We start from the raw sequence: 8,349 nt of genomic DNA, 5'->3' as shown, positions 1-8,349 counted from the left end.
CCCCGCACCCCGCACCCCGCACCCCCGCACCCAACCTTAGCTTTATCAGCAAACGGGCAGTTTTTTCGTAAATCGCACGTTTAGAATTCTAACGGCCACCACAGCTGCTATTTGGCTCAAAATCGCACGTTTGAAATTCTAATGGCCATGAGCGCACTTATTTCTACTTTTTTTGATGCAAAACACTCGATTTGTGTCAAATAGCGGCACCTGTGTCCGTTAGAAGAGAAGCACCCACTAAAACAGCCTAATAAGCGCATATATGGCCGTTAGAACTGGGTGAGGTAGTTGCACGGTTGGGGTTGGCCGGTGTTGGCGTCTCAGCTTCGATCTGCGCACGAGTGGCGCAACATAAATAAGCGCATATGGCCGTTAGAACTGGGTGATGTAGGTGCGCGGTTGGTGGTTGGCCAATATTGACCCCTCAGCTGCGATCTGCGCGCGAGTGGCGCAACATAGCGTTGTTCGGTAGCATAACGTGGCCGGATACAAAGCAAACCTGTGAGGGTTTGCTTTTTTGCATATAAAATGTGAGTTTGCTTGGCAGGGAAATATTCTGTGGGATGCTGCTGATGATGAAATTTGTGATTTTATGGGCAGCGTCGGTAGGGAGCATTGGTAGGGATCAATTGGCCTAGGGGAAGGGGAGGCATTCCGCTAACGCTTGTGATCCGCTCTAAGCGACCTAATTTGAGCAGGATCCACGCGCTAACGCTCGCCACGAGCTCTTGGAAGAGTAAATCGACACTGCTAATTCTTCGCTGCTAACTTCAGCCCACAAGCGTTAGAATTAAAACGGCTGGTAAAAAGGCCGCTAAGATCACGTGACGAGCGTTAGAGATCACTAGTTGTTGGGGGAGAAGAGGTGCGGGTATCTTGTGGTGTTGTATGCTGGTATGCTGCTTTTAACTAATTGTGGTTCGTTTGAGCGCGGGATATCAAAATCGGGTGCTTAAAAACGAACTTGTGTGATTGTGATGTTAGCTATGGCGGTGGCCCGCTTGCTATGGATTGACGTTTCTAGCAATTATGAAGAAATCTTTAAAAATAGCATTGTTCAACTGACAGGCTGGTGTTATAATAGATTCCACAAATATAGTATATTATATTAAGTATACTGTATACATAATTGGCTGGTTTTTCATGTGGTCACAATCCTTGGCATTGAAGGCGGCCGAGCTGGGAGATGGTGCATGGGTCATATTTCGTAAGTCGGATTATGTCATGGTAAGATCCACCTTGCAGTACTGTATCAAGTAGTAGATAGATAAGCCTTAGAGGTCTGACCTACGGGGCAATAAGGAGGAGAAAGATGTTTAAACGATCCATTACAAAACAGTATCTGGCGTTGGTCTTGTCGTTGACCATGCTGCTGGGGGCGATTGCTCCAGGCATCGCGATGGCAGAAGTTGTGCAGGATACGGAGATCACTGCTCCGTCAACTCCACAAACGGATGGCACGACACCAGATCCGGCGCAAGAGGCTGAAGAGCCAGCGTCCCCTCAAGAGGGAGTAGAAGAGCCGGTTCTAGATTCAGAGACACCTGTTGAAGAAGAACCAGCAGTAGAGGAAGAGGCCTTGGAAGAAACGCTGGCTGAAACTCTGCTGGCTCCGGATGCCACGGGATTCGTAGCTTATGAGCATCTCGCTCATTTCACGAATGTGATTGGTACTCGTGTTGCAGGCAGCGCCGAAGAAGTAGCAGCCGGCAACTACATTATGGACCAGTTCACTGCGCTGGGCATGACTCCTTCCAAAGTACCTTTTTCCTATGTGAGAAGCGGAAACGCCGTAAACAGCAACAACATCATTGCTGTTCTGCCTGGTGCATCTACCCGTGAAATTATCGTAGGTGCTCACTATGACTCGGTTCGTACCAATACAACAACTGTTGGAGGCGTAGCTTATACTGGCAAAGGTTCAGACGATAATGCATCTGGCGTAGCCGTTATGCTGGAGACAGCAAAAGCATTGTCTGAATTGACAGTGGATGAGCGTCCTTACACTGTTCGCTTTATTGCATTTGGTGCAGAAGAGCAAGGGCTCCAAGGCTCCAATGCTTATGTAAGAGCCATGAGCGAAGAAGCCAAAGCAAACACGGTGGCCATGATTAACCTGGACAGCCTTGCTGCAGGTGACTTCATGTACATCTACGGAAGCGGCGGCAATGCCGGTTTCATCCGTGACCTCGGCCTTGAAATTGTAAAGAACGATGCTCTTGACGTAATTACAAACGAAGGCAAAAATCCAGACTATCCAAAAGGAACAACGGGCGATTGGAGCGACCACGCACCATTCAAGCGTGCTGGCATTCCATATGCATATCTTGAAGCCACGAACTGGGACATCGGCGACCTCGACGGTTACACCCAGACTGTTCAAGAAGGCAGAGTATTCCACACATACAAAGACAGCATTGCATATATCAGCCAAGCTTTCCCTGGCCGGATTGAGAAGCATCTGTCCACATTTACACATTTGCTGACTGAGATTTTGATTCAAGTTCAAGAACCGCAAGCTCTTGAATTGGATAAAGATGTTGCATCCATGACTGAGGTAAGAACATTTGAAGCCAAATTTGACCTCCCACAAGGCGTCGATGTCAACAACCTGAGCTGGACATACGACGGCAAACCGCTGTCAGAGTGGAAAACCTATGTTTCTGGTCAAGGTGTTACACCTGGGTACAATGGTGCACCGTTCATCAGAGTGGACAGTGTTGAAGAGAACGATGGTGAAGTTACTGCAACAATCACTTTCGATCTTCCTTATGGAACTACTAATCTTTCGGGAACTCCTCGTCGCTTGTATCCATCGTTGATTGGTACATTTGAACTTGCTGCTGTAACCAATGGACAAGCGGTTGCTTATGCGCCTATTAAGCTGACCCCATATGATAGTTACCGCAGTTATGCTGAGCTGAAACCTGAGATTGACCGCATCACCAGTGAAGCGGCATCGACAACGGGGCGTTACATCGATACTTCCGTTATTGGTAAATCGGTTGAAGGCCGAGACATTTACTTCACAGTTCTGGCCAAGGACAAAGCTTCGGTGGACTACTATCAAGATGTGACACACCCTGCTATGTTGAACGATCCGAAGAAATTGGCAGCTGATATTACAAATGGTGTAATCACCGATTACAAAGTGCCAATCTGGCTGAACAACATTCACCCGGATGAAGCGCCAGGCGTTGATGTGATTTTGAATTACTTTGAAACTATGGCTCTTGAAGATAGCATTCAATACGAGACAAAAGTTCAGGGTGAAGATACAACTGTTTCATTGAACATGGAAGAAGCATTAGATAATGCCATCTTTATCTTTGTATACACAAATAATCCTGACGGACGTGTTCATAACACACGTGCAAACGTGGAAGGCTTCGACCTGAACCGTGACAACTCGTATCAAACACAGCCGGAAACCCAAGCGGTTACGGCACAAATCGCAAAATGGTCGCCGTTGTCCTTCCTAGACATGCACGGTTTTGTCGGTAGTTTCCTTATTGAACCTTGTACACCACCGCATGACCCGAATCATGAGTTTGACTTGTTGATCGACAGCATGGTTGAACAGGCTTATGCAATGGGTGAAGCTGGTATTGCCAATACATCTTATACCACTTACCACATTCCTTATGAAGAGCATCGTAAGCTGGCTGCAGATCCAAATTACCGTCCAGTTGGCTATGCTGACGGATGGGATGACGCCTCTCCTGCTTACACAGCTGTATTCGCCATGCATCATGGTGCGCTTGGCCATACGCTTGAGATGCCGCATTTGAACGAAGAATCGCAAAAAGCGCTATACTACACAGCTGCTGCTGCAACAACTTATGTAGTTGACAACAAAGAAAAGTTGTTCCTGAACCAACTCAAGATTTATGAGCGGGGAATTGATGGCATAGATGCCGGAGATTCCGTAGATAAGTACTTGATTGATAGCAAGAATGAAGTTGTCGGACGCCCTCGTCAGGGTAACGAAAACTTCTTCCCAGAGTATTATGTACTTCCTGTGGACAGCAGTGTACAAAAGAATGCCCTGGAGAGCTATCGCATGTTGCAGTATCTGATTCGTAACGGTGTAAAGGTAGAAATCTCTACAGAGGCTGTAACTGTTGCAGGTATAACCTATCCGGCAGGATCTTATATCGTTAATATGCATCAAGCAAAACGTGGACTTGCAAATCTTGTACTTTATGATGGAATCAACGTTTCCGACTTTAGTGCAATGTACGCTGACATTATTCAGAATTTCCACGATATGCGCGGCTTTGATCGGTATGTAATTAGACAAGAGGGTGCATTTACTGGAAAAACGGCTCCTGTGACTTCGGTAACGATTCCGTCGCCGCAAGTGCCGGTAAACGCATCTTATGTTCTCATTCGTAATAATAATAATGACGCAACTAAAGTAGTCAATGAACTGCTTGCTTCTGGAAAAACTGTTACAATGCTTACTCAAAGCGGTGTGATTCATGAAGCAGGTGACTTTGTAGTTGATTATCGCGATTTGAATCCGATTGCCTCCAAGTACTATCTCGATATGAGAGCCTTTAGCAACACTAGACCTAGCGGCAAAGTACTTGAGGCGTCTACAATTGCTGCCAGTGGTGTTCCGGCTTACGTCCTGAGATCGCTTGGCTTTGAGGTAACGACAGATCAAGCGGCAGCGGATGTATTGGTTAATACGTCAGGGTCAACGACGTTGATTAATGATGGCAAGCCGTACATCGGATTTGGCCGGGTATCAATGAACACTATTAGAACAGCAGGTGTCATCCCGGGCTTTAACTTTGCTACAACGGGCAACAGTCACGAAGGTGTGTTCCTAACCAATGTAACACAAGATAATGTTATAACTAGCGTTTATGATGAGCAAGAATATTTCTACACCGTATCGGGATCGTACATTACTGCTGTTCCTGAAGCGGCTAAAGTATTGGCGACTACAAGCGATGGCGATGATTTCTTCAAAGCTGGCTGGTGGCCAAACCATGATAGAGCCAAAGGAAAAGTATTGGCGTTCACGTATACAGAAGACAACAAAAATCTGACTATCTTCTCCAATGAGTTAGTGAACCGTGCGCATACGCAGCATCAGTACCGTCTGCTTACGAACGCAATCTTTAATGCAGGACCTGGTGAAGCGTTTGTTGGACCTACTCCTGAACCTGGAACACCGATTCCTGGTCCAGGCCCTGGCACAGATCCAACGGACCCAACCGATCCTACAGATCCAACGGACCCAACTGATCCTACGGATCCGACCGATCCGACCGATCCGACTGAACCAGGGACTCCGGTAGATCCGGAAGAGCCAGGTGTGCCAACGCCTGAGTTCGGAGATCTGGGTGGCGTTGAGGCTTGGGCAGGTCAAGCGATTCGTGAGCTTGCTGGTCTGGGTATCATCAACGGTGTGGCAGAGAACCAATTCGCGCCACTGAAGCAAGTGACGCGTGCTGAGTTCCTGACGATGATCGTTCGTGCGTTTGATCTGGTGGATGAGAATGCATCGGTATCGTTCTCGGACGTTCAAACCTCAAACTGGCATTACACGTATGTTGCATCTGCGGTAGAAGCAGGTCTGGTCCAAGGTGTGGGCGGCAACCGCTTCGAGCCGAACCGTGCGATCACACGTGAAGAGATGGCCATCATGGCCGCCAATGTACTGAAGCTGACCCAGGATGCATCCATTGATGATGTAGATGGCGCACTGGCGAAGTTTACGGACAGAGGCACCATTGCTTCCTATGCCAGAGAGGCAATTGCTCTCTTGACCGAAGAAGGCGTCATCCAAGGCATGACCGCAACGACCTATGGTCCAAAAGGCATTGCCAACCGTGCGCAAGCGGCCGTTATCATTAGCCGTATGCTGCACTTGAACGACTAATCTCTATCGTTAAACAGTTGGCTTTTTGGCTGCCTCTCCGGGTTTTGAAACCTGGAGGGGCAGTTTTTTTTACTGGCCTTTCCTTAATTGGGCCGCTGCAAAGGTAGTGGCACCCACCAACGTTCTTTTTAACGGACACCACCGCAGTTATTCGGGCTACAAAACGATGTTTTCCATTCTAACGGGCATGGGTGCAGTTATTTCTACGTTTTTTGCTTCTGAGCGCTGTAGAATGGCCGAATAACGGTGCCAGTGGCCGTTAGACTTCTAGACTCCCAGAAATTGTCCGAATAAGCGCAGCTACGGCCGTTAGAGTGGAGAAAGCGCACGAGGCACATGTCGCCATAAAGAGGTTTCGTAGGAATTCAGACTGCGGAGGAACTGAAAGACAGCGCACTAAAGGACGGCGGCAGTCAGTTTACCTTATCCAAATGTGAAACTTGACAATTTTTGTCGAAATATGAATGAAAATATTATATAAATCTTGTAAAATTTTCTCACTTTTCTAATTTTCATGTAGTATAATAGAGTCAAATTCTTTTTCCGAAGGATTCAGGGAAACCGGGAGTGTACTGATGGGTACTGTACTGTATTTCTTATTCTCTGGGATCGAGTGGCTGGCTCTCATTTTGCTAACGTTTGCGATGTTCAAGTTTCCTCTGAAAGGTTTCCGGGGCCAAATCCTTTTTGCATCCGCGATTATGGCGCTGCTTTCACATTTTATATTTGAAGTTTTGGAGTTACGTGTTATTGCGACTCTACTTCAGCCGCCGGTAATCTTTCTTATCTTGTGGCAAATGTTTCGCGTTCATATTTTTTATGCTGCACTGATGACAGTTTATGGATATATGGGATATCTTTTTATTCAATATTTCTTCTTAATCTTAATGATATGGATGGATATACCGTTAGAGGTATTAATGCCACATACTAATCAGGCCTACGTTCTTCAATCTTTATCCGTTATGACTACTTTGGTGATTGTAGGATTGCTTTATAGGTTTCGTATAGGTTATACATTTGTTCCGGATTATGAATATGCTCCCTTAACCATGAGGGGGTTAAATCTCAAACTGTTCTTTTTAATATTAGGAGGCTATGGTGTCATATCCATTACCAATTTTATTGCCTTTTCCAAAAGCACACCTACCCTGGCGATCCTGAATTTTATCATCATATTAGGCGTGTTATTATACGTGGCGCAACGGAGGGAGTATATAGATGATCGAAGCATGGGCTGAAAAACTGGCAGTGTCCATCAAAAACTCCAATGAAAAACAGACCGGCAGCGTCGCAGTCATGCAATATGCCTTGATTATCGTCATTAATTTTTTGATTCCGTACTCGGCGGCTGCATTAGTGGGCTTACTGACGGGGCGCTTGACAGAGACTCTGCTATCAATCGCAGCTTTTGTTCTCGTTCGATCGGTCTCCGGAGGGTACCATCTGCAATCGTCGACATGGTGTATGGTCGCAACATTATTGGTTGTTGCTCTGCCGCCGCATCTTCCGTTTCCCCAAGATGGAATTCTCTATACCTCATTGTTCAGTCTTCTCCTGTTTGCTATCTTAGCCCCCGCTAATATTAGAGGATATGCGCGTATGCCAGAAAAGTATTTTCCACTTATGAAATTGATTTCTCTCGTATTGGTCGGTAGCAATTTAATTCTAGAATCTCCGACGCTAGCTATCATATTTCTATTGCAAGGCATCTCGTTATGCATTCCTAATAAAAGGAGGTGAGAACTATGAAACCATGGCTTGCCAAACAAGCTTCAACTGTTTTGAAGGGGATTGCCGCTTATTTCGCAACGACTGCATCTCCATCAGCAATCCATCGCCCCGAGCTGCCCGAAGAGCTGAAGAAGTAAGGATGGCGTAGTGAAGGAGGGCTGTCGGACAAGCCCGTCAGCCCATACCTTGTTACTGGAGTGGTACGCGACATGAAGTTACATGTGACCCGAGATCCGAGAAACCTGGGTGAGCTCCTCACCCTTGATTTGAAAGATGTCCTCTATATTGAGAATTACGAGCGTACCGTCCTTCTGCACACGACGTCAGGGCGGTACTATTCGCTCGTCCCCAGTCTGTCCACGTACGAGCATCACCTGAAATCTTACGGCTTTAAACGGCTGGACCGCACGAATCTGGTCAATCTCCGTGAAATCGAATCCTTCGACGAACAGCGTTCCCTGGTGTTTTTCAAGAATACACAGAGTGCCAAGGACAAATTCGGTACCGTTTCCAGCCGGATGATGGAGGTTGTGAGGCGTTTCCTTAAAGAGAAGAAGAAATAAGGTCAGCATCCCTAAAATCTAAGGATTCGTTTTACTTTTCGTTATTCCCCTATTTCTGCCTCTCTTTGCTGTAACGATGATGAATTTCCCCCCTGTACTTTTCCTATTCTAGCTGTCAAAACATCCGATATGTTGCAAAATGATGGATTGTCT

Annotated in this window: 5 protein-coding genes; all 5 read left to right on the top strand. The window is 46.5% G+C overall.

The features are described 5' to 3' along the window. The first annotated feature begins 1,312 nt into the window (after nt 1-1,312). Entirely contained in the window at nt 1,313-5,899 is a 4,587-nt protein-coding gene (locus F556_RS36195; protein ID WP_020617052.1) for a M20/M25/M40 family metallo-hydrolase, read from the top strand. Between the two features lie 575 nt (nt 5,900-6,474). Continuing rightward, nucleotides 6,475-7,140 (top strand): hypothetical protein, encoded by a 666-nt coding sequence (locus tag F556_RS0111240; protein WP_020617051.1) that lies wholly within the window; start codon nt 6,475-6,477, stop codon nt 7,138-7,140. Further along, a complete protein-coding gene (locus F556_RS0111235) occupies nt 7,121-7,642 on the top strand; it encodes an accessory gene regulator ArgB-like protein (protein WP_020617050.1) in 522 nt (173 codons plus the stop codon). The genes F556_RS0111240 and F556_RS0111235 overlap by 20 nt, the downstream gene beginning before the upstream one ends. A gap of 5 nt (nt 7,643-7,647) precedes the next feature. Beyond that, entirely contained in the window at nt 7,648-7,770 is a 123-nt protein-coding gene (locus F556_RS0111230; protein WP_020617049.1) for a cyclic lactone autoinducer peptide, read from the top strand. Nucleotides 7,771-7,842: 72 nt separating this feature from the next. After that, nucleotides 7,843-8,196, top strand: a complete 354-nt coding sequence (locus tag F556_RS0111225; RefSeq protein WP_020617048.1) for a LytTR family DNA-binding domain-containing protein — start codon at nt 7,843-7,845, stop codon at nt 8,194-8,196. The last annotated feature ends 153 nt before the right edge of the window (nt 8,197-8,349 follow it).

It is taken from the genome of Paenibacillus daejeonensis DSM 15491 (assembly GCF_000378385.1).
GTDB classification, from domain to species: Bacteria; Bacillota; Bacilli; order Paenibacillales; family Paenibacillaceae; genus Paenibacillus_D; species Paenibacillus_D daejeonensis.
This window is presented reverse-complemented; position numbering and strand designations above follow the sequence as displayed.